The sequence below is a fragment of the Virgisporangium aliadipatigenens genome, from assembly GCF_016863615.1.
GTDB classification, from domain to species: Bacteria; Actinomycetota; Actinomycetes; order Mycobacteriales; family Micromonosporaceae; genus Virgisporangium; species Virgisporangium aliadipatigenens.
In genome coordinates, this window is sequence record NZ_BOPF01000025.1 from 40,085 (window position 1) to 59,820 (window position 19,736).

Below are 19,736 nucleotides of genomic sequence, written 5' to 3' on the forward strand. Positions count from 1 at the left end.
TTTCCGGGCCTATGCCTTCCGGCCCGACTGCATGGTCGCAAAAAAATGTCCCCAGGTCTGCGTGAACCACAGGCGGTCGTCGACCAGGAGCGGACGCATGCCGGTCGGCGGCCCGCCGGCCAGTTCGGCACGCAGCTGCGCCGCGATCGCCCGGCCGGTCTCCACCGGGGTGCGCGCCTGTGCCAGCCAGGTGCGCAGCGGGCGTTCGACCGGAAAGACGTCGGTGGCGGTGACGGCCGCGCCGGCGTCGGCGAGCGCGCCCGCGACGGCCTCCGCCGTCAGCATCCGGCCGTGCGACGGGTCGCGCAGCCGCTCGACGCGGTCCGGGTCGCCGGGCCCGGGCCCGCGCAGCAGGTCCGCGACGACCACCCGCCCGCCGGGCCGGCACACCCGCACCAACTCGCGGACGACCCGCTCCGGCGCGCTCACCTGATGCAGCGAGAACCGCGTCACGACCAGCGAGAAGGAGCCGTCGAGGAAGGGCAGGTCGGTCGCGTCGCCGCGCAGGAAGACGACGTTGGTGACCCCCTCGGCGTCCGCGGCCGCCTTGCCGACCGCGAGCATTTCCGGAGTCAGGTCGAACGCGTTCACGTGGCGCACCCGTCCCCCGAGGGCCCGGGCGACCAGTCCCGTGCCGCAGGCCACGTCGAGGCAGACGTCCTCTGTGGACGGTGCCGCGAAGTCCACCAACCGCTCCAGATGCGCCGTGAACGCCGCGTTGACCCGCGCGTCCTCGAACGTCTCCGCCTGCCGCGCGAACTCCCGCCGCACCAGGTCGTCATGCGCCACGGGCGTCCTCCCGCTCCAGCGCGCCGCGCAGGATCTCCAACGGGTGCAGCGCCGTGCGGCCGGTGCCGTGTCTCACCTGTTGGCGGCATGAGACGCCGGTGGCGGCGATCAGCGCGTCCGGGGCGGCCCGCACGGCGGGGAAGAGGCGTTCGGCGCCGATCGCCATCGACAGTTCGTAGTGCTCCGCCTCGAAGCCGAACGAGCCGGCCATCCCGCAGCAGCCCGCGTCGACCTCCTCGACGGTGGCGCCCGGGATGCGGCGCAGCAGCGCCACGGTGGCGCCGGTGCCGACCTCGGCCTTCTGGTGACAGTGCCCGTGGAAGAGGATCCGCCGCTCCAGCCGGTTCAGCGGCAGGTCGACGAGCAGCTCCTCGATCTGGCGTACCCGTCCGGCGACGGCCCGTACATCCGGGTCCTCGGGCAGCAGGCGCGGGTGCTCGTCGCGCAGCGTCCACAGGCAGGACGGTTCCACGCCGACGATCGGGTTGTCGTCGGCGTTCAGGCGTCTCGCGAGTGCGCGTGCGCTGTCCCGCGCGTCGTCCAGCAGGCCCTTGGAGAACGCGGCCCGCCCGCAGCAGCCCCCGCGCTCGACCCGGACCCGGTGGCCGGCCGCCTCGAGCAGGTCGACCGCGGCGCGCAGGACCCCGGGCTCGGTATAGGTGGTGAAGGAGTCGGCGAGCAGCGTCACGTCACCGCGCGCGTGCCCCCTGACGCGTCCCCGGCGGAACGTCGGCAGCGGCCGCCGGTCCGTGATGCCGAGCAGCCGCCGGAGCACTCCGATCCGACCGACCACATTGGACAGCGGCGCCGTCGCCGCGCCCAGCCGGTTGAGGAGGCGGATGTTCGCGAAGGCGCGGGAGCGCAGCGGCACGCCGTGCGTGTCGTGGCGGGCCGCGAGCGTCTCCGCCTTGAGCGCCGCCACGTCCACTCCCAGGGGGCACTCGCTCTTGCACGCCTTGCACATCAGGCACAGGTCGAGGATCTCGTGCAGCCGTTCGTCGCCGAGGGCGCGCTCGGGATCCGGCGACGAGAGCGCCTTCACCAACGCGTTGGCGCGGCCGCGAGTGGCGTGTTCCTCCTGGCGGGTGGCCGGGTACGAGGGGCACATGACGCCGGTGTCCGTCTTGCGGCACAGCCCGATGTTCATGCACCGGTCGGCGGCGTCGCGCATCCCGCCGCCCTCATACCGCAGGCGCGTGCGCAGGGGAAGAGCCGGCGGAAGAAGAGCGTCCCGCAGGTGTTCGGTCATCGGCGGCGCGTCCACGATCTTCCCCGGGTTGAGCCGCCCGTCCGGATCGAACAGCCGCTTCACCGCCCGCATCGCCGCGTACAGCCCGTCGCCGAAGAGCTCCCGGTTGAACTCGCTGCGGGCCAGCCCGTCGCCGTGTTCGCTGGAGTTCACCCCGCCGTAGGAGCGCACGAGGTCCTTGACCTCCTCGGCGACGGCCCGCATCGCGCGCACCTGCTCCGGCCGCCGCACGTCGACGAACGGCCGCACGTGCAGGCATCCCACGGAGCAGTGCCCGTAGAACCCGGCGCGCAGCCCGTGCCGTTCCAACACACGCTTGAACCGGCGGGTGTACTCGGCCAGGTGGGTCGGGTCGACGGCGGTGTCCTCGACGAACGCCAACGGACGCGACGTGCCGGTGCTCGCCGCCATCAGCAGGCCCAGGCTCGACTTGCGCACCTTCAGCAGCCCGGCCTGCTGCGCCGGCGTCTCGGCGCGCAGCGTGTGGTAGCCGTGCCGGTGCCGCTCCCACAGCCGGGCGAGCCGGTCGACCGCGCCGCGCAACTGCCCCTCGTCGTCGCCGCTGAACGACACGAACAGCAGCGCCTCCGGATCGCCGTGCAGGATGCGGCCGAGGCCGGCGTACTCGATGCGTTGCCGGGACAGGTCGAGGATGGTGCGGTCCATGAGTTCGACCGCCGCCGGATCGCAGGCGAGCGCGTCGGCGGTCGCCTCGATCGCCGCGATCGTGGAGGTGAAGTGCCCCACCGCGATCATCGTGTGGCGCGGCTTCGGGACGAGGCCGACGAGCGCCTCGGTGACGACGACGAGCGTCCCCTCCGAACCGACCACGAACGCGGCGAGGTCGCCGGAGTCCGCGAGCCGGTCCAGGCGGTATCCGCCGGCGCGCCGCCAGTACTTCGGGTAGCCGTCCCGGATCGCGTCGGCGTGCGTGGCGAGGATGTCCCGCAGCCCGTCCCGCAGCGCGGCGGTGCCCTGTCCCAGGTGGACACTCGACCCGTCGGCCAGCACCACGTCGAGCGCGCGCACGTGGTCGATCGTCATGCCGTAGCGGATCGACCCGCTGCCGGCCGAGTTGTTGCCGATCATCCCGCCGATCGTGGCCCGGTTGCTGGTGCTGGTGTCCGGCCCGAACATCAGCCCGTGCCGCGCCGCCGCCCGGTTGAGCTGATCCTGCACGACGCCCGGCTGCACCCGCGCGACCCGCCGCTGCGGGTCGATGTCCACAATGGAGCGGAGGTGCCGGGACAGGTCCAGCACGAGCCCGGCCCCGACGGTCTGCCCGGCGAGACTGGTGCCCGCGCCGCGCGCCGTCACGGAGACGCCGTGTTCGCCGGCGATCGCCACGGCCGCCGCGACGTCGTCCGCGTGCCGGGGGAACGCCACCCCGAGCGGCTCGATCGCGTACATGCTCGCGTCGCGGGAGTACAGGTGCCGCGTGTAGTCGTCGAAGGCGACCTCGCCGTCGAGCGCGCGGGCCAGGTCGTCCCTCACGGCTGCTGCAGCCGTTCCAGCGCGGCGTCGATCCCGCTGCCCTTGACCGGAACGCCCGCCGCGACCAGTCCCAGCTGCACCCCCGCGAGGGTGCCGGCGAGCATCAGGTCGTTGAACGCGCCCAGGTGTCCGATCCGGAAGACCCGCCCGGCCAGCCTGCCCAGCCCGGCGCCGAGCGACATGTCGTACCGCTCGAGGATCACCGCGCGCAGCCGGTCGGCGTCGTGCCCGTCCGGCATCAGCACGGCGGTCAGCGAGGCGGAGTGCTCGCGTTCGTCGGCGCACAGCACCTCCAGGCCCCAGGCGCGCACGGCCGAACGGGTCGCCGCGGCGTGGCGCAGGTGCCGGGCGTACACAGTGGACAGTCCCTCCTCGGCGAGCATCCGCAGCGACTCCCGCAGCCCGTACAGCAGGTTGGTGGCGGGCGTGTAGGGGAAGAGGCCGCGCGCGTTGGCCTCGAGGACCGGCCGCCAGTCCCAGAACGACCGCACCGAGCGCGCCGTCTCCGCGGCCCGCAGGGCTTTGTCGCTCACGGCGTTGAAGCTCAGGCCGGGCGGCAGCATGAGCCCCTTCTGCGAACCGGCGACGGTGACGTCGACGCCCCACTCGTCGTGCCGGTAGTCGATGGAGCCCAGCGAGGAGATGGTGTCGACGAGCAGCAGCGCGGGATGTCCGGCCGCGTCGATCGCCCGCCGCACCTCGGCCACCCGGCTGGTGACGCCGGTGGAGGTCTCGTTGTGCACGACGAGCACCGCCTTCACCAGACCGGCACCGTCGGCCCGCAGCCGCGCGGCCACCTCGTCGGGGTCGACGCCGTGGCGCCAGTCGCCGGGCACCAGGTCGACCCGGAGGCCGAGCCGCCGCGCCATCTCCTGCCACAGCGTCGCGAAGTGTCCGGTCTCGAAGCAGAGCACCCGATCGCCGGGGGAGAGCGTGTTGACGAGGGCCGCCTCCCACGCGCCCGTGCCGGAGGCGGGGTAGACGACGACGGGTCCGGTGGTGCCGAAGACCGGCTTCAGCGCGTCCAGCAGCTCCCGCGTGAGCGCCGCGAACTCGGGCCCGCGATGGTCGATCGTCGGGGCGGACATGGCGCGCAGCACCCGGTCCGGCGTGTTCGTCGGCCCGGGAATCTGCAGAAAGTGGCGACCGGAGGGACGCATGCATCCATCTTGACCGATGAATACTGTCTGGAACATACTCCGGCAAGCGAGAAAGCAGCTCACGGAGGCCCCCGATGTCCGTGGAACTCGTCTCCATCCTCGTGCTCGCCGTCATCTTCCTCGTCGCCACCGTGCGCCCGATCAACCTCGGCGCCCTGGCGATCGTGGCGGCTTTCGTGCTCGGCGCCTCGGTCCTCGACGGGGAGGACGTCGGCGAGCGCACCGACGCCGTCTTCGACGGCTTCCCCGGCGACCTGTTCATCATCCTCGTGGGCGTCACGTACCTGTTCGCCATCGCGAAGGCCAACGGCACCGTGGACTGGCTCGTGCAGGCCGCCATCCGCGCCGTGCAGGGGCGCATCGGGCTCATCCCGTGGATCATGTTCCTGGTCACGGCGTGCCTCACCGCCATCGGCGCGGTCGTCCCGGCGTCGGTGGCGATCATCGCGCCGATCGGGATGGGCTTCGCCGTGCGCTACGGCATCAACCCGCTCATGATGGGGCTGCTCATCGTCAACGGCGCCAGCGCCGGCGGGTTCTCGCCGATCAGCATCTTCGGCAGCATCACCAACGGGGTCGTGGAGAAGGCCGGGCTGCCGGGCAATCCGACGCTGCTCTTCCTGGCGTCGTTCGTCGTCAACCTCGCGATCAGCGTGGTCGCGTTTCTCATCTGGGACGGCCGCGCGCTGCTGCGCCGCCGCGTCGACACCGAACCCGTGACGGGCGCCGACGGGGAGCCCGACCCGCCGGAGCCGCCGACCGACCCCGCGTCGGAGACCGCCACCGACTCCGGCGGTGCGGGGACCGTGGCCACGCGCGTCGAGCCACAGGTGTCCACGGTGGACGGTGCCGTGCTCACGCTGGACCGGGACCGCGTCATGACGCTGGTCGGCCTCCTCGCCCTCGCCGTCGCCGCGCTCTTCTTCGAGTTGAACGTCGGCATGGTGGCCGTGACGGTCGCGGCGATCCTGACGCTGCTCTCGCCCGCCTCCGCGCGCAACGCCGTCGAGCACGTCGCCTGGCCCACCGTTCTGCTGGTGTGCGGGATCGTCATGTACGTCGGCGTCATGCAGAGCATCGGCACCATCGACTGGCTCGGCGAGGAGGTCGCCACGGTCGGCGCCCCGCTGGTGGCCGCGCTCGTCATCTGCTTCATCGGGGCGTCGGTGTCGGCGTTCGCCTCGACGACGGGGATCCTCGGCGCGCTCATCCCGCTCGCCGTGCCGTTCCTCACGGGCACCGACGCCGTCGGGGCGGTCGGCCTCATCACCGCGCTCGCGCTGTCGTCGTCCATTGTGGACAGCAGCCCGTTCTCCACGTCCGGCGCGCTCACCGTGGCGAACGCGCCGGACGAACACCGGGAGTACGTCTACAAGGGACTGATGCGCTGGGGCTTCAGCATGGTGGTGATCATCCCGATCGTCACCTGGCTCGTCTTCGTGGTGCCCGGCTGGTTGTAGCTCCTACGGCACGTTCCAGCGCTGGTTCGCACCCGTCGTGCAGGTCCAGATCTGCAGGCGGGTGCCGTCCGTTGCGGCGTTGTCCTTCACATCCAGGCACTTGTTGGCGTACTGGTTGACCAGGTGGCCGTTCGCCGCGTCGTACGTCCACCGCTGGCTGCTGCCGGTGTGGCAGTCCCACAGGTGCGTCAGCGTGCCGTCGGTGTTGCTCGGGCCGCTGACGTCCAGGCACTTGCCGAGCGCGCGCAGCGTGCCGTCGGCCGAGCGGGTCCAGTTCTGCGCGCCGGAGCCGTTGCAGGTGTACAGCTGCACGGGGGTGCCGTTCGTGGTGGCGGCGCCGGCCACGTCGACGCACTTGCCGGCCAGCCCGGTGATCGGCCCGCCGCCGGTGGGCGGGTTGCCCGTCGGCGTGCCCGACCAGGTGAACGTCGCCGTCGTGCGCGCCGGCAGGGTGTAGACGAACGACTGGCCGCCCCAGTTCACCCGCACGGACCGGGCGGTTGTGCCGGCGTTGTGCGCGATGAGGGCCTTGGCGCCGTCGGTGTTGCGCCAGGCGACGTTCTGCACGGCGGTGTTGTTGGTGTCGATCCGCACCGCCCCCGGCCGCACGAACTTCGTCAGGTGGCCCATCGTGTAGTACTCGATCGTGTAGTCGACCTGCCCCGCGCGGGAGCCGCCCTCCTGCACGGTGACGAGGCCGGTGCACGTGTCGCAGCCCCCGTTGTGCGGCCCCATGAACTGGTTGAGCGCGAGGCTCCACTTGACCTCGGCGCCGGACCAGTTCCGCTGGTGCTCGATGATGTCACCGAGATCCTCGTTGTGCTGGTTGGACACCCAGGTGCCGCCGGAGTGCTCGGTGCTGAACTGCCGCATCGACGGGTACTGGTTGTGCGCGTCGGTGCCGACGGACGGGCTGCCGAAGTAGTCGTGCCAGGCGATGCCGCCCGAGAGCGGATCGTCGCGCAGGGCCGCGTCGGCGACGATCTGCGCGCCGAAGTTCCCGTAGTCGCCGTAGTTCCAGTCGAAGTGCAGGACCTTCGTGGACAGGCCGGCGGCGCGCAGCGCCGGGTACAGGTGGTTCTTCGTGAACTCCACGAGCCCGGCCGGGTTCCACGACATGCCGGGGTAGTTCATGGCGGTCGGGTTGGCGGCCTGGCAGCAGTTGGGCTCGTTCTGCACGGAGAGGTAGTCGACCCGCACGCCGGCCGCCTGGTACGCCTGCACGTACTTCACCAGGTACTGGGCGTACATCGGGTAGTACTCCCACTTGAGCCACCCCATCTGGTCCATCCGGCCGTTGTCCTTCATCCAGCCGGGCGCGCTCCACGGCACGCCCTTGACCCGCAGCGCCGGGTTGAGCTGGCGGGCCTGCTGGGTCAGCGCCCGAACGTCGTTGTCGTAGCCGTTGCTGTAGAAGTCGGCGAGGTCGCAGCAGGTGTCGTCGAGCGAACGGTGGCCGGGGCGGGACAGGTCGGAGGCGCCGATCGGGTTGCGCACGAACGACAGCCCGATGCCCTCCGTGGGGCTGAACAGCTTGCGCATCACCGCGTCCCGGGTGGCGGCCGAGACGGCGCCGCCGCGCAGCAGGTAAGCGGTCGTGTCGGTGATGGAGGCGCCGCCGCCCTCGAACGTCTGGTAGGTGGCGCCCTCGTTGACGGTGATGGTCTGGTCGGCGGTGCCGCCGGCCGGCCCGAACGCGATCGACGCCTGCTGCTGCAGGCCACGCGTCACGGTGCGGCCACCGGCGTCGGAGGTGGTGGTGAGCCAGATGTTGACGGTCTCGCCGGCAGCCTGGGCGGACGGCGCGGCGAACAGGGCGGACGTGCCGAGCAGGGCGACGGCGATGATCGCGCCGCGCCGTAGGGTTGGAGGCATGGGGGCTCCTCGCTCGGATGGACATGTAACGGCCATGAAACGCCGTAACATCTCCGTGTGTCAATATGTCCAGGTGCATTACATGGAACAGGCATGGAACAGGCGGTGTAACACGTGACGCAGCGCGCGACGGTCCGGCAGGTCGCCGCGGAGACCGGCCTCTCCATCGCCACCGTCTCCCGGGCGCTCAGCGGGCAGACCAACGTCGCCCCGCGCACCCGGGAGCTGGTCCTCGAAGCGGTCGACCGGCTGGCCCCGAAGGGCACCCCGGCCAGGCGCGGGCCGCAGACGCGTGGCGCCGTCTACGTGCGCTGTCCCTACGTGCTCACCGACTACTTCGGCCTCATCGTCTCCTCGATCGCCGACACCGCCGAGCGGCACGGCATGGAGATCGTGCTGAACGCCGGCCGGGCCGCCCGCCACAGCGACGCCCTCACCCGGCTGGCCGGCCGCACCGGCATCGGCGGCGCGATCCTCATCCTGCCGCCCGAGCCCGGCGAGGACCTGGTGCGGCTGCGCGAGCGCGGGATGCCGTTCGTCGTGGCGGATCCGCGGACCGCGCCGCCGCGCGACATCATGGCCGTCTCGGCGGCCCACTTCACCGGCGCGCGCGCCCTGATGGCGCACCTCGTGGGGCTGGGCCACCGGCGGGTGGGCATCATCGGCGGCCCCCGGGAGTGGCTCGTCACCGACGCGCGCACCGCCGGCTACCTGGCCGCGCTCGCCGACGTCGGGGTGCTGCCGCCCCGGGAGCTCATGCGCTTCGTCACCGAGCCCGCCATGGAACACGGCTACCGCGAGGCGTGCGCCCTGCTCGACCTGCCGGAGCGGCCGACCGCGCTGGTGGGGTTCAACGACAAGATGGCTGTGGGCGCACTGCGCGCCGCCGCCGAACGGGGCCTGCGCGTGCCGCGGGACCTGTCGATCGCCGGCTTCGACGACATCGACGTGAGCCGGGCCACCCAGCCGCTGCTGACCACCGTCCGCCAGCCGCTCGCCGAACTCGGCCGGATGGCCGTCACCCTGTTGCTGCGCCTGCTCGACGGCCACGAGCACGACGCGCTGCACATCGAGCTGGCCACCGAACTCGTCATCCGCGACTCCACCGGCCCGGCGCCCACGTAGTACGGAGAGGCCCTCAGCCCTCGAAGGCGATGCCGACGGCCGTGGCCAGCACCTCGGCGAGGGCGGCGAGGTCGTCGCGGTGCACCTTGGCGCCGCGGAGGCTGGCCACACCGCCGATCCCGCGAAGGTCGCACCCGCGCAACGACGCACCTTCCATGCTCGCGCCGCTGAACTGCGCGCCGCCGAGGTCGCAGTCGACGAACGCCGCGCCGCGCAGGTCGGCGCTCGTGAAGTCGGCCCTGCGCAGGTCGCACCGGATGAAGCGGACCGTGTCGAACCTGGTGTAGCGCCAGTTGGAGAGGTCGAGCCGGCTGTCCTCGAAGACGGCGTCGCGGACGACCCCGCCGGCCCACGACAACCCCGTCATCCGCGAACCCGCCGCGGCGAACCGATCCAGCCGGCCGTCCGCACCGTCCACATTGGACCAGTCGGCAGTCTCGACGACGCAGTGCGCGAAGCGCACCCGACTCAGCCGCGAACCGGCGAGCGTGCCGCCGCGGAACAGGCACCGGTCGAACTCGACGGACTCGGCCTCCCGATCCGACTGGTCCGCGTCGAGGAACGCACGCCGCTCGATCGTCGCCTCCGGCTCCAGCACGACGGGCCGGGCGGAGAGGCGGTCCTCGGCGGGCAGCAACGGCGGCCGGGGTTCGCGCGCCGCACGGGTTCTGTCGGGCATCGCATCACCCTACGGCTTCGCCTGATACGGTCCGAAGGTCGGCCCGAGAGGCGCTGCGACGGACCGCACCGGATCCGCCACGCTCGGCCGTTCCCCCGGGAGAGGAAGGGCGCCTGAGTCCGGGAGGAACCATGTCGGACCTGACCGCCTTCATCGCCGGCCTGCCAAAGGCCGAGCTGCACGTCCACCACGTCGGCTCCGCCACCCCGGAGACGGTGGCCCGCCTCGCCGAGCGCCACGCCGGCTCCACGCCGGTGCCGGCCGACCCGGCGAAACTGGCGCAGTTCTTCACGTTCACCGACTTCGCGCACTTCATCCAGGTGTACCTGTCGGTGGTGGACCTGATCCGCGACGCCGAGGACGTGGCGACGCTGACGTACGACATCGGCGCCGGCCTCGCCGCCCAGTCGGTGCGCTACGCCGAGCTGACCCTGACGCCGTACTCGTCGGTGGTGCGCGGGATCGCGGCCGAGGCGTACTGCGAGGCCGTCGAGGACGCCCGCGCCCGGGTCGCCCGCGACCACGGCACCGAACTGCGCTGGTGCTTCGACATCCCCGGCGAGGCCGGCATTCCCGCCGCCGACCTGACCCTCGAGATCGCGTTGAAGCAGCGGCCGGCCGGCCTGGTCAGCTTCGGGCTGGGCGGGCCGGAGATCGGGGTGCCGCGCGAGCCGTTCCGGCCGCACTTCGACGCCGCCCGCGCCGCCGGGCTGCGCAGCGTGCCGCACGCCGGGGAGTCCACCGGGCCGCAGACGGTCTGGGACGCGCTGCGCCACCTCGGCGCCGAACGCATCGGCCACGGCATCGCCTCGGCCCAGGACCCCTCCCTCCTCGCTCACTTGCGCGACAACAACATTCCGCTCGAGGTCTGCCCGACCTCCAACGTGTGCACCAGGTCCGTGCCGTCGCTCGCCGAGCACCCGCTGCCCGCGATCGTCGCCGCCGGCGTGCCGGTGACGATCAACTCGGACGACCCGCCGATGTTCTCCACCACGCTCAACCACGAGTACGAGGTGGCGGCCGGGCTGCTCGGCCTCGACCGGGCCGGTGTCGCGGAGCTGGCGCGGCAGGGCGTGCGTCACTCGTTCCTGGAGGACGCGGGGAAGGCCGCGCTGCTGGCCGAGATCGATGCGTACGCCGACTGACCTGCCGTTCGCCCTCGCGCACGCCGCCGTGGGGGCGGCGCGCGAGCGGGACGCGGCCGCGCGGGAGCGGATGCTGGAGACGCTCGACGCGCTGGACGCCCGGTGCTGGCTCGGCCTCGACGCGACCCTGCGCCGGTACCGGTCGTGGGGAGGCTGGCCCGGCGGCGGGCGGTTCGACCCGCTGCGCGCGCTCCTCGCGGCGTGCCATCGCAACGGCCGGATCCGCGAGGCGGCCGTGCGCCGGCTGGCCGACGTCCGCGGCCCGGCGGCGCTCACGGTGCTCGCGATCCGTTGCGCCGATTGGGTCCCCGAGCTGCGGGCGGCGGCCCGCGCGGCCCTGCCGTCCGATGTGGACGGTCGCGGCCTGGTCGCGCTGGTGGACGCGGCCCTCGCCCTGGGTCCCCGCCGCGAGGGCGGCTGGCTGTTCGAGCGGATCCTTGCCGATCTGGGGGAACATCCACACCTCGGCGCCCTGCTGGGGGCGGCGCCTCGGCCGGTGCGCCGTGCGGGATACGCCGCCGCGATCGCCGCCGGCCGGCTCCCGCCGGAGACACTCGTGACGGCCGCGCGGTGCGACCCCGACCCGACCGTCCGCCTGGCCTGCGCGCAGTCCATAGTGGACAGTGGCGATCCCCGGGTGCTGTTGACCGCCCGGAGCGCATCCGTGCGGGCCCTCGCCCTGCGCGCGCTCGACGACCCGACCGCGGCCGCGGCGGCGCTGACCGACCGGCACCGGCGGGTCCGCACCGCCGCCCAGGAGACGCTGCGCCGCGCCGGCGCCGACCCGGCCGAACGCTACCGCCGGCTCGCCACGCACACGCCACCGGCGCCGGCCGTGCTCGACGGCCTCGGCGAGACCGGTGACGAGCGGGACGCCGGCATCGCGCGGCAGGGGCTGGCGCATCCACGGGCCCGCGGCCGGGTGGCGGCCCTGCGGGCGCTGCGCCGCTTCGGGGCGTCCCGCCCAGCCGACCTGCTTCCCCTGCTGCACGACGGATCCCCGGCGGTCGTCCGGCAGGCGGTGACCGGGTTGCGCCATACGCCCGAGGCCGTTCCGCCCGCGCTGCTGGCCGACCTGCTCGCCCCCGAGAACCCGGCGCACGTGCGGCTGGCCGGGTTCCGCCTGTCGGCCGCCGGTGACGCCTGGCAGCGCCTCGCCACCGACCTGCGCCTCGTCGACGACGCCGACGAACGCCTCCGGGGCACCGCACGCGCCGACATCGCCTCGTGGCTGGCGTTCGAGGCCGCCCGCGTGTACCACGGTCCCGCGCCGGAGCGGGCCGCCGAACTGGACGGCCTGCTCGCCCGGGCGCAGGCGGCGCTCGGCCCGGAACGCCTACGGCTGCTGCGTTTCCACGCCGGCCTGAGCGTCCGACCCTGAACAGGTGAAGCCCGCACCGAGCGCGCCACCGGGCCGGTGCGGAGTCACCGATCCGGGTGGCCGTTCCGCTGACGAGCGCGATCATGGGGGCGGTCTCGTCGCCCCGGCCGGCGAACTGAGCCCGTCGCCGCTGGTGCGCGTCGGCGGCCGGTTCCTCGAGGAGTACTGGGGCGAAAGCTCGAACCCGCGCCCGTAACGTGTCCCGCTACGGCCACGGCGGCGGTGACCGGGTGAGCGACAGCGGCCGCTGACCGGCGGGTCCGCCCGACCGCAGCGCGTGCCACGGCCGGACGGCCCCGCGTGCTTCCGCTACCGCCGCCCGTCGTGCGACAGGACCCGTTCGACCGAATCCACCGGCGCGGCGTGACCGTCGTGACCCGGTAGTCCCTGGAACGCGGTGGAGAGCGCCTCGACGCTGTGCGCGATCCGGGTGAGCTGGTCGGTCACCTCGAGTCCACCGGCACCCGGCTCCTCGCTCGGCACGGTCGGCTCGGTGACGTCGTCCGGGTTGAGCACCCGGAACGCCGCACCGGCGAGCGCGCCGGCGGCGACCTGCACCAGCAGGTACATCGGCAGCATCGACCAGCTCACCATGCCCGCGAACGACACACCGACGGCGACGGCGGGGTTGAACACCGCCCCGGAGATGCCGCCGACGGTCAGCGCGCCGGCCAGCACGGTGCCGCCGATCGCCAGCCCGTAGAACGAGTTGCCGGCCGTGTGCCGACTCGTCGCGACGTTCAGCACGACGAAGCCGAGCGCGAACGTCAGCAGGAACTCGGCGGCGAGCGCGGCACCGAGTTCCCGTCCGCTCGCCGTGAACGCCGACTCGGCCTCCTTGGCGGCCAGCACGTACCGGCCGATCGCCGCGCCGGCGACGGCGCCGAGCACCTGGGCCGCGCAGTAGCCGGGCACGTCCCGCCACGCGAACCGCCCCCGCACGGCGAGCGCGACGGTCACGGCCGGGTTGTAGTGCGCCCCGGAGACGTGCCCACCCGCGAAGATCATGACCATCAGCACGGTGCCGATGGCGAACGGCGCCAGGGCCACGCCCTGCAGGACGGTGGAGGTGATGACCAGTACCAGGAAGAACGAGCCGAGTGCTTCGACCGCATAGCGACGCATGGGATTCTCCGTCCCTGGTGTGTGGAAGGGCTAGGCGGGTAGGAGTTCGAGCAGGGCGGTGGGCCGGAACCCGGCCACGTGCTTGTCGCCGACGAAGACCGTAGGCACCTGCCGGATGCCCTTGGCGGCGAGTTCGTTGAGCAGGGCCGGCTTGGCGCTGGTATCGCGCTCCTCGTAGCGGATCCCTTTCTGGCTCAGCAGCGTCTTGTACTTCGCGCACAGCGGGCAACCCGCGGCGCTGTAGAGGATGACGTTCGACATGGGTCTTCTCCTGCCTCGGAACGTGGTGGGGAGCGGTGGTTCAGCCGACCTTCTCCAGGTCGCAGACCGCGAAGGTCCGGCCGGCGCTCTGCAGCGCGGTCAGCACCCGCAGGACCTCTTTCGGCGAACGCCCGACCTGGTCGGCGTGGTTCACCTCGTAGCGCACGATGCCGTCGCCGTCCACGATCACGATCGCCCGCCCGGAGATGCCCTCCGCCTCGTCGAGCACGTTGTAGGCCCGGGACGTCGCCCAGTTGCGGTCGCTGGCGAGCGGGAAGTCCAGGTAGCCGACCGCCGAGTCCATCCACGCCACGTGGACGTAGACGCCGTCGGTGCTGACCCCGAGGAGTTCGGCGTTGAGCGCCGCGAACGCCGGCACCGCCTGGTTGAACGCGATCATCTCCGACGGGCAGACGAACGTGAAGTCGGCCGGGTAGAAGAACAGGATCAGCCACCGGCCCTGGTAGTCCTTCAGGGTCACGCGCTCGGCGAGCGTGTCGAGGTTCTTGGTGGTCACCATGTCGAAGTCGGGTGCGGGTCGTCCGATGAGCATGGGCAACTCCGTTCAGATAGTGGGGTGTGACGGGTCGGTGGCGGCGGTCAGGAAGTCCCGGCCGACGAGGTACCGTTCGGCGTCGATCGCGGCCTGACAGCCCGAGGCCGCCGCCGTGACGGCCTGCCGGTAGCGCGGGTCGGCGACGTCCCCGGCCGCGAAGACACCGGGAACGTTGGTGGCGGTCGTGCCGGGCTCGGTGATGATGAAGCCGGACCCGTCGCACTTGAGCCACGGCTGGAACAGCTGGCTCGCGGGCTCGTGGCCGATCGCCACGAAGACGCCCTCGGCGTCCAGGTCGCGCAGTGTGCCGTCGTCGACCATGCGCACCCGCACGCCGGTGACCCCGCCCGCCTCGACGCCGAGGATGTCCTCCACCACGGCCGGGGTGACCACCTCGATGTCGGTGGCGGCGGCGAGCGCGGCGCGCAGGACGGCACCGGCGCGGAAGGCGGTGCGCCGGTGCACGAGCGTCACCTTGCCGACGACGTGCCGCAGCGCGAGGGCCTCACCGACGGCGGCGTCACCGCCACCGACCACCACGACGGACTTGCCGGCGAACACCGGTCCGTCGCAGATGGCGCAGTAGGCGACGCCCTTTCCGTCCAGGGCCTCCTCGGACGGCAGGCCCAGCTTGCGGGAGGCCGCGCCGGTGGCCACGATGACCACGTCGGCGGTGTGTTCCCCGTCCATTCCGGTCAGCCGGAACGGCGTGCTGCCCAGTTCGATCTCGAAGACGTCGCTGAACTCGAAGGTGGCGCCGTACTCGGTGGCCTGGTCCCGGATCGTGCTGCCCAGGTCCGCGCCGTTGATCCCGGGGAGCCCGGGGTAGTTGTCGAGCCGTCCGGAACGGGCGATCTGGCCACCGGAGTTGAAGCCCTCGAAGCACACCGGTTCCAGACCGGCGCGGGCGGCGTACAGGGCCGCGGTGTAGGCAGCGGGTCCACCGCCGATGATGACGACCTTGGCGTGTGCGGTCACGGGTTCCGTCCTTGTCGGTGGGTCGGGGCGTGCGGGACGGTCACGAGGTCGGCGTACGAGCCGAGTTCCTGCTCGGCGGCCGCCAACTGCTCGCGGGCGTCGTCGAGGATCTGCTGAACGGTGGTGAACGCGGCCCGCGAGGACTCCACCGCGTCGCCCGCGGCGTTCGTGACCTCCGTCGTCGCGTCGGTCAGTTCGCGCATCTCCGCCATGATCACGTCGATGCTCTCCGTGGCGCCGGCGGCGTCCTGGGCGAGCTTGCGCACCTCGTGCGCCACGACCGCGAAGCCGCGCCCCAGTTCGCCGGCGCGCGCCGCCTCGATGGTGGCGTTCAGGGCGAGCAGGTTCGTCTGCTTGGCGATGCTGCGGATCATGTTCACCGTGTCGGAGATGCGGTCCGAGAGGTCGATGAGCTGGTCGATCTGCCCGAAGAGCTGGAACGTCATGCCGCGGGACGCGTCCAGGCCGGTGCCCACCTCGCCGGTGCACCGGGACAGCTCGCCGAGTCCCGAGGCGGCCTGCCGGAGTGCGGCCTGCGCGGCCTCCGGAGTGAGCGGTTCGCCCGGTGGGGGCGGTGGTGCGACGGTGGGCGGCGGTGCCGGTGGTTCCGCGTGCACCGGCGGGGCGGTGACCGGTTCGACGGCCGGCTGCCAGGCGTCGGCGTCCCGCCGGTCGGTGCGGTCGGTGCGGTCGGTGTCGTCGAGGCGCCCGGGACGGTCCGGGGGCACCAGGACGGCGCCGCCGAGCAGACCGAGCACGCCGATCACGACGCCGACGGTCGCCTGGCCGGCGACGGCCGAGACCGCGGCGACCGCGGCTCCCAGCACGAGTCCACCGCGGAGGACGGCGGCACCGGGTCGGGTACGCTTGCCCGGAACGTCCTCACTCACGGTGTGTCCTTCGGCACTCTTCGTGCTCGTATTAGGAACCGCGGTCGGAAGTTGCTGACCGGCGGGTAACCCCGTGGACGCGGCGGCGGCCGAGCCCCGGGCGACAGCGGGGGAGAATGTCCCCGTGGCGGAGCGCGCGGTCGAGGTGGTGGACTACGACCCGGCCTGGCCGGGCCTGGCGGCGGCCGCGATCGCCGACCTCGCACCGGTGCTGCGCGGCGTGGTGACGCACATCGAGCACATCGGCTCCACGGCGGTGCCCGGCCTCGCGGCCAAGCCGACGATCGACCTGATGGCCGCCGCTCCGGTGCTCGACGACGTCGCCGGCCGCGGGCCGGGGCTCGCGGCCCTCGGCTTCCACCGGCACGTCAACGGCATGGCCGACCGCCTGCTCTACGTACGCAGCCGCGCGACTACGCGCCGGCGAAGACCGCGCTCGTCCAGGAACTGACCGACCGGGCCCGCGCCGCGCACGGCCTCCCGCCCGTTCCCGTCTGGGAGAAGCGCTGACCCGGGGCGCTATTGACACGGGATTTACTCGGGCGGAAACTCGGCGAAACAGCGTTCGGTGTAGCCGAACACACGGCCGCCGCACCGATCGTCCAGCCCGCGACGAAGGGCCCGACCCGTGAAGAAGCTGATCAACGCACCGGACGACGTTCTCGCCGACGCCCTCGCCGGGGTGGCCGCGGCGCACCCCTCGCTCACCGTCCACCTCGACGAGCGGTTCATCACGCGGGCCGGCGGTCCCACTCCGGGCAAGGTGGGCCTGGTCTCCGGCGGCGGCTCCGGCCACGAGCCCCTGCACGGCGGCTACGTCGGCTACGGCATGCTCGACGCGGCCTGTCCCGGCGAGGTGTTCACGTCGCCCGTTCCGGATCAGATCCATGCCGCCACCACCGCCGTGGACGCGGGTGCGGGCGTGCTGCACATCGTGAAGAACTACACCGGCGACGTGCTCAACTTCCAGATGGCCGCCGAGCTGGCCGACGACGACGGCGTCCGGGTCGAGTCGGTCGTGGTCAACGACGACGTGGCCGTCGAGGACAGCACCTGGACCGCCGGCCGGCGGGGCACCGGCGCGACCGTGTTCGTGGAGAAGATCGCCGGTGCGGCCGCCGAGCGCGGCGCCGACCTCGCCACCGTCGCCGCGCTGGCGCGCGAGGTCAACGAGCGGTCCCGCTCGTTCGGGGTGGCCCTGACGCCGTGCACCCTGCCGGCCGCGGGCAAGCCCGGGTTCGAGCTGGCCGACGACGAGATGGAACTGGGTGTCGGCATCCACGGCGAGCCCGGGCGCAGCCGCGCGAAACTGGCCCCGGCGAAGGAGATCGCGACCACCGCGCTGGAGGCGATCCACGCGGACATGCCGCTGTCCGGGGACGTTCTGGTGATGGTCAACGGGATGGGCGGCACGCCGCTCATCGAGCTGTACGTGGTCTACAAGGCCGTCGCCGAGTGGCTGTCCGGGCACGGCGTCACCATCGCGCGCAACCTCGTCGGCAACTACATCACCAGCCTGGAGATGGCGGGCTGTTCCATCACCGTCTGCCGGCTCACGCCCGAGCTGACCGAGCTGTGGGACGCGCCGGTGGAGACGCCCGGCCTGCGTTGGGGACGGTGAGCGTGCTCGACACGGAGACGTTCCACCGCTGGATCGTCGAGACGGCCCGGCTGGTCGAGGCGAACGCCGACCGTCTCACCAGCCTGGACGCCGCGATCGGCGACGCGGACCACGGCATCAACCTGCGGCGGGGTTTCCAGGCGGCGGTGACGGCGCTGGCGGAGAAGCCGGCCGCGACGCCGGGCGCGGTGCTGGCGACGGTCGGGCGCGCGCTGATCAGCAAGACCGGTGGCGCGTCGGGACCCCTGTACGGCACGGGTTTCCGGCACGCGTCCAAGTCGCTGGGCGAGGCGGCCGAGGTGTCGGAGCTTCAGCTCGGCGCGGCGTTGGCGGCGGCGGTCGCCGGCATCCGCCAGCTCGGCGCGGCGGCCGAGGGCGACAAGACGATGGTGGACGCGTGGACCCCGGCCGTGGCCGCGTATCAATCCACTGTGGACGGTGGGGGTGCGCTCGCCGAGGCGACCCGGGCGGCCGCCGACGCCGCCGAGGGCGGCCTACGCTCCACGGTGGAGCTTCAGGCCCGCAAGGGGCGGGCGAGCTACCTCGGCCCGCGTTCGGTCGGGCACGAGGACCCGGGCGCGGCGTCGACGGTGCTGCTGCTGCGGGCGCTCGCGACGGTCACCGCCGAGACGTGAGTCCCCCCAGCTCCCTCGACAAGGCTCTCGCGGTCGAACGCACGGCGTCGGTCAAACTCGCCCGCCGGTCGGCCGCGAGGAGGCGTTCGGTGGGTCCGACGATGCCGAGCGCGCCCACGACCCGCCCGGACCAGTCGGAGACCGGGGCCGCGATGCCGGCGTCGCCGAGCGTGGCCTCCTGGTCCTCGACCGCGTACGCCCGTTCGCGGGTCGCGGCCAGTTGCTCGCGCAGCGTGTCGGGATCGGTGACGGTGCGTCCCGTCAGCCGGCGCAACGGCTTGCCCAGCAACGCCTCCCGCTCGTGGTCGTCCAGCCACGACACGATCGCGTGCCCGAGCGCGCACGCGTGCCACGGGATCGCCGCGCCCACCTCGAGGATCTGCACGAGGTCGTCGGGGCGGAACGCGTGGTGCACCACGACGACGTCCGCGCCGGAGAGCACGGCCACCCAGACCGCCTCGTCGGCCTGCCGGGCCAGCCGCTCCGCCCACGACGTCGACCGCGCGCGCAGCTCCGAGCCGCCCAGGTACGCGTTGCCCAGCTGCATCACGGCCGGCCCGAGCGCGTACTTGCCGCCCTCGGTCTCCTGCGCCACGAGCGCGTGGCGTTCGAGGGTGCGCAGCATCGTGTACACCGTCGGCTTCGGGATGTCGACCAGCTCCGCGATCTCCGACACGCCGAGCCGGGGCGTGCCGGAGGCGAGCGCGAGCAGGATGCGCACCGCCCGATCCACCGAACGCGTCATCGCACCTCCCACCGCAGTGCACTCCCGATCGGCAGAGCCGATCACCTTTCGGCTGAACGGAACGGTATACCCATGGTAGGCATCGTCCTCATCTCGCACAGCCGGGTCGTCGCCGAGAGCACGGCGGAGCTGGTCGGACACATCGCGGCCGGGGCGAAGGTGATACCGGCCGGCGGCACCGACGACGGGCGGCTCGGCACCAGCACCGAACGCATCGCCGCCGCCATCGCCGAGGCGGACACCGGCGACGGGGTGCTGCTGATCCCGGACATCGGCAGCTCGGTGTTCAGCGCGCTGGCGCTGCTGGAGGAGTTCGAGTCGGCCTCGCGGGTGGTGCTGGCCGACGCGCCGTTCGTGGAGGGTGCCGTGGCGGCCGCCGTCGCCGCCGGCGTGGGCCTGTCCCTGAACGAGGTGCACCTGGCCGCCGAGGAGGCCCGTGAGGTGCGCAAGCTGTAGTGACGCGTCGTTTGCCGGGTCAGCAGTTTAACCCGAAGAAAGGGACCGGGTCGCTAGGGATTCCGTCAAATGCGGGCGTGATCGATAGACGCAGCGAGATTCCTGTGTCTCC

General features: G+C 72.8%; 19 protein-coding genes and 1 pseudogene. 9 read left to right on the forward strand and 11 right to left on the reverse strand.

Annotation, left to right across the window (positions count from 1 at the left end):
- Positions 1-9 precede the first annotated feature (9 nt).
- Genes Val02_RS30255 through Val02_RS30265 form a run of 3 tightly spaced genes read right to left on the reverse strand, consistent with a single transcriptional unit; the run spans position 10 to position 4,692 of the window.
- Positions 10-789, reverse strand: a complete 780-nt coding sequence (locus tag Val02_RS30255) for a class I SAM-dependent methyltransferase (protein WP_203902654.1) — start codon at positions 787-789, stop codon at positions 10-12.
- Positions 779-3,532: an FAD-binding and (Fe-S)-binding domain-containing protein gene (locus Val02_RS30260; protein ID WP_203902655.1), complete on the reverse strand. Its 2,754-nt coding sequence runs from the start codon at positions 3,530-3,532 to the stop codon at positions 779-781. Before Val02_RS30260 ends, Val02_RS30255 begins: the two co-directional genes overlap by 11 nt.
- Positions 3,529-4,692 (reverse strand): pyridoxal-phosphate-dependent aminotransferase family protein, encoded by a 1,164-nt coding sequence (locus tag Val02_RS30265; protein ID WP_203902656.1) that lies wholly within the window; start codon positions 4,690-4,692, stop codon positions 3,529-3,531. The genes Val02_RS30260 and Val02_RS30265 overlap by 4 nt, the downstream gene beginning before the upstream one ends.
- A gap of 74 nt (positions 4,693-4,766) precedes the next feature.
- Between Val02_RS30265 and Val02_RS30270 the strand changes: the two genes are divergently transcribed.
- Complete coding sequence (locus tag Val02_RS30270) at positions 4,767-6,152, forward strand: SLC13 family permease (protein WP_203902657.1); 1,386 nt, start codon at positions 4,767-4,769, stop codon at positions 6,150-6,152.
- Positions 6,153-6,155: 3 nt separating this feature from the next.
- Here the strand turns inward: Val02_RS30270 and Val02_RS30275 are convergent, their stop codons facing one another.
- Positions 6,156-8,027 carry a ricin-type beta-trefoil lectin domain protein gene (locus Val02_RS30275; RefSeq protein ID WP_203902658.1) on the reverse strand — a complete coding sequence of 624 codons (1,872 nt, stop codon included), beginning with the start codon at positions 8,025-8,027 and terminating at the stop codon, positions 6,156-6,158.
- A gap of 114 nt (positions 8,028-8,141) precedes the next feature.
- Here Val02_RS30275 and Val02_RS30280 point away from each other — a divergent pair, with 114 nt between their 5' ends.
- Positions 8,142-9,152 carry a LacI family DNA-binding transcriptional regulator gene (locus tag Val02_RS30280; protein ID WP_203902659.1) on the forward strand — a complete coding sequence of 337 codons (1,011 nt, stop codon included), beginning with the start codon at positions 8,142-8,144 and terminating at the stop codon, positions 9,150-9,152.
- 13 nt (positions 9,153-9,165) lie between these two features.
- On the opposite strand, the gene Val02_RS30285 is transcribed toward Val02_RS30280, so the two are convergent.
- A complete protein-coding gene (locus tag Val02_RS30285) occupies positions 9,166-9,831 on the reverse strand; it encodes a pentapeptide repeat-containing protein (protein WP_203902660.1) in 666 nt (221 codons plus the stop codon).
- Positions 9,832-9,962: 131 nt separating this feature from the next.
- Here Val02_RS30285 and Val02_RS30290 point away from each other — a divergent pair, with 131 nt between their 5' ends.
- Genes Val02_RS30290 through Val02_RS30300 form a run of 3 tightly spaced genes read left to right on the forward strand, consistent with a single transcriptional unit; the run spans position 9,963 to position 12,553 of the window.
- Positions 9,963-10,976: an adenosine deaminase gene (locus Val02_RS30290; protein WP_203902661.1), complete on the forward strand. Its 1,014-nt coding sequence runs from the start codon at positions 9,963-9,965 to the stop codon at positions 10,974-10,976.
- Positions 10,960-12,357 carry a HEAT repeat domain-containing protein gene (locus Val02_RS47675; RefSeq protein WP_239153443.1) on the forward strand — a complete coding sequence of 466 codons (1,398 nt, stop codon included), beginning with the start codon at positions 10,960-10,962 and terminating at the stop codon, positions 12,355-12,357. Before Val02_RS30290 ends, Val02_RS47675 begins: the two co-directional genes overlap by 17 nt.
- 4 nt (positions 12,358-12,361) lie before the next feature.
- Positions 12,362-12,553 (forward strand): hypothetical protein, encoded by a 192-nt coding sequence (locus tag Val02_RS30300; RefSeq protein ID WP_203902662.1) that lies wholly within the window; start codon positions 12,362-12,364, stop codon positions 12,551-12,553.
- A 302-nt stretch (positions 12,554-12,855) separates the two neighbouring features.
- Here Val02_RS30300 and Val02_RS30305 read toward each other — a convergent pair.
- The 5 genes and pseudogenes from Val02_RS30305 to Val02_RS48560 all read right to left on the reverse strand — a co-directional run.
- Positions 12,856-13,482, reverse strand: a pseudogene (locus tag Val02_RS30305) (MIP/aquaporin family protein); the annotation flags it as partial.
- Between the two features lie 30 nt (positions 13,483-13,512).
- Positions 13,513-13,743: a glutaredoxin family protein gene (locus tag Val02_RS30310; protein ID WP_203902664.1), complete on the reverse strand. Its 231-nt coding sequence runs from the start codon at positions 13,741-13,743 to the stop codon at positions 13,513-13,515.
- Between the two features lie 40 nt (positions 13,744-13,783).
- Complete coding sequence (locus Val02_RS30315) at positions 13,784-14,296, reverse strand: peroxiredoxin (RefSeq protein ID WP_203902665.1); 513 nt, start codon at positions 14,294-14,296, stop codon at positions 13,784-13,786.
- A gap of 12 nt (positions 14,297-14,308) precedes the next feature.
- The gene (locus Val02_RS30320; RefSeq protein ID WP_203902666.1) at positions 14,309-15,277 is read right to left on the reverse strand and encodes an FAD-dependent oxidoreductase; all 969 of its coding nucleotides are present in this window, start codon (positions 15,275-15,277) and stop codon (positions 14,309-14,311) included.
- Entirely contained in the window at positions 15,274-16,167 is an 894-nt protein-coding gene (locus tag Val02_RS48560; RefSeq protein WP_308440030.1) for a methyl-accepting chemotaxis protein, read from the reverse strand. Before Val02_RS48560 ends, Val02_RS30320 begins: the two co-directional genes overlap by 4 nt.
- Before the next feature lie 124 nt (positions 16,168-16,291).
- On the opposite strand from Val02_RS48560, the gene Val02_RS30330 reads away from it, so the two are divergent.
- The 3 genes from Val02_RS30330 (at position 16,292) to dhaL (ending at position 18,423) form a co-directional block, all read left to right on the forward strand.
- Entirely contained in the window at positions 16,292-16,618 is a 327-nt protein-coding gene (locus tag Val02_RS30330; protein WP_239153444.1) for a GrpB family protein, read from the forward strand.
- Positions 16,619-16,795: 177 nt separating this feature from the next.
- Positions 16,796-17,788 carry a dihydroxyacetone kinase subunit DhaK gene (gene dhaK, locus Val02_RS30335; RefSeq protein WP_203902668.1) on the forward strand — a complete coding sequence of 331 codons (993 nt, stop codon included), beginning with the start codon at positions 16,796-16,798 and terminating at the stop codon, positions 17,786-17,788.
- Positions 17,785-18,423 carry a dihydroxyacetone kinase subunit DhaL gene (dhaL, locus tag Val02_RS30340; RefSeq protein ID WP_239153445.1) on the forward strand — a complete coding sequence of 213 codons (639 nt, stop codon included), beginning with the start codon at positions 17,785-17,787 and terminating at the stop codon, positions 18,421-18,423. The genes dhaK and dhaL overlap by 4 nt, the downstream gene beginning before the upstream one ends.
- On the opposite strand, the gene Val02_RS30345 is transcribed toward dhaL, so the two are convergent.
- A complete protein-coding gene (locus Val02_RS30345) occupies positions 18,407-19,168 on the reverse strand; it encodes an IclR family transcriptional regulator (protein WP_203902669.1) in 762 nt (253 codons plus the stop codon). The two genes, dhaL and Val02_RS30345, sit on opposite strands and share 17 nt — an antisense overlap.
- Before the next feature lie 72 nt (positions 19,169-19,240).
- On the opposite strand from Val02_RS30345, the gene dhaM reads away from it, so the two are divergent.
- Positions 19,241-19,624 carry a dihydroxyacetone kinase phosphoryl donor subunit DhaM gene (gene dhaM / locus Val02_RS30350; protein WP_203902670.1) on the forward strand — a complete coding sequence of 128 codons (384 nt, stop codon included), beginning with the start codon at positions 19,241-19,243 and terminating at the stop codon, positions 19,622-19,624.
- Positions 19,625-19,736: the final 112 nt, after the last annotated feature.

Coding starts and splice junctions, on each gene's coding strand:
- Val02_RS30345 (WP_203902669.1), bottom strand. CDS start 19,168: ATGACGCGTTCGGTGGATCGGGCGGTGCGCATCCTGCTCGCGCTCGCC.
- Val02_RS30285 (WP_203902660.1), bottom strand. CDS start 9,831: ATGCCCGACAGAACCCGTGCGGCGCGCGAACCCCGGCCGCCGTTGCTG.
- Val02_RS47675 (WP_239153443.1), top strand. CDS start 10,960: ATGCGTACGCCGACTGACCTGCCGTTCGCCCTCGCGCACGCCGCCGTG.
- Val02_RS30290 (WP_203902661.1), top strand. CDS start 9,963: ATGTCGGACCTGACCGCCTTCATCGCCGGCCTGCCAAAGGCCGAGCTG.
- Val02_RS30310 (WP_203902664.1), bottom strand. CDS start 13,743: ATGTCGAACGTCATCCTCTACAGCGCCGCGGGTTGCCCGCTGTGCGCG.
- Val02_RS30315 (WP_203902665.1), bottom strand. CDS start 14,296: ATGCTCATCGGACGACCCGCACCCGACTTCGACATGGTGACCACCAAG.
- Val02_RS30265 (WP_203902656.1), bottom strand. CDS start 4,692: ATGCGTCCCTCCGGTCGCCACTTTCTGCAGATTCCCGGGCCGACGAAC.
- Val02_RS30270 (WP_203902657.1), top strand. CDS start 4,767: ATGTCCGTGGAACTCGTCTCCATCCTCGTGCTCGCCGTCATCTTCCTC.
- dhaM (WP_203902670.1), top strand. CDS start 19,241: ATGGTAGGCATCGTCCTCATCTCGCACAGCCGGGTCGTCGCCGAGAGC.
- Val02_RS30275 (WP_203902658.1), bottom strand. CDS start 8,027: ATGCCTCCAACCCTACGGCGCGGCGCGATCATCGCCGTCGCCCTGCTC.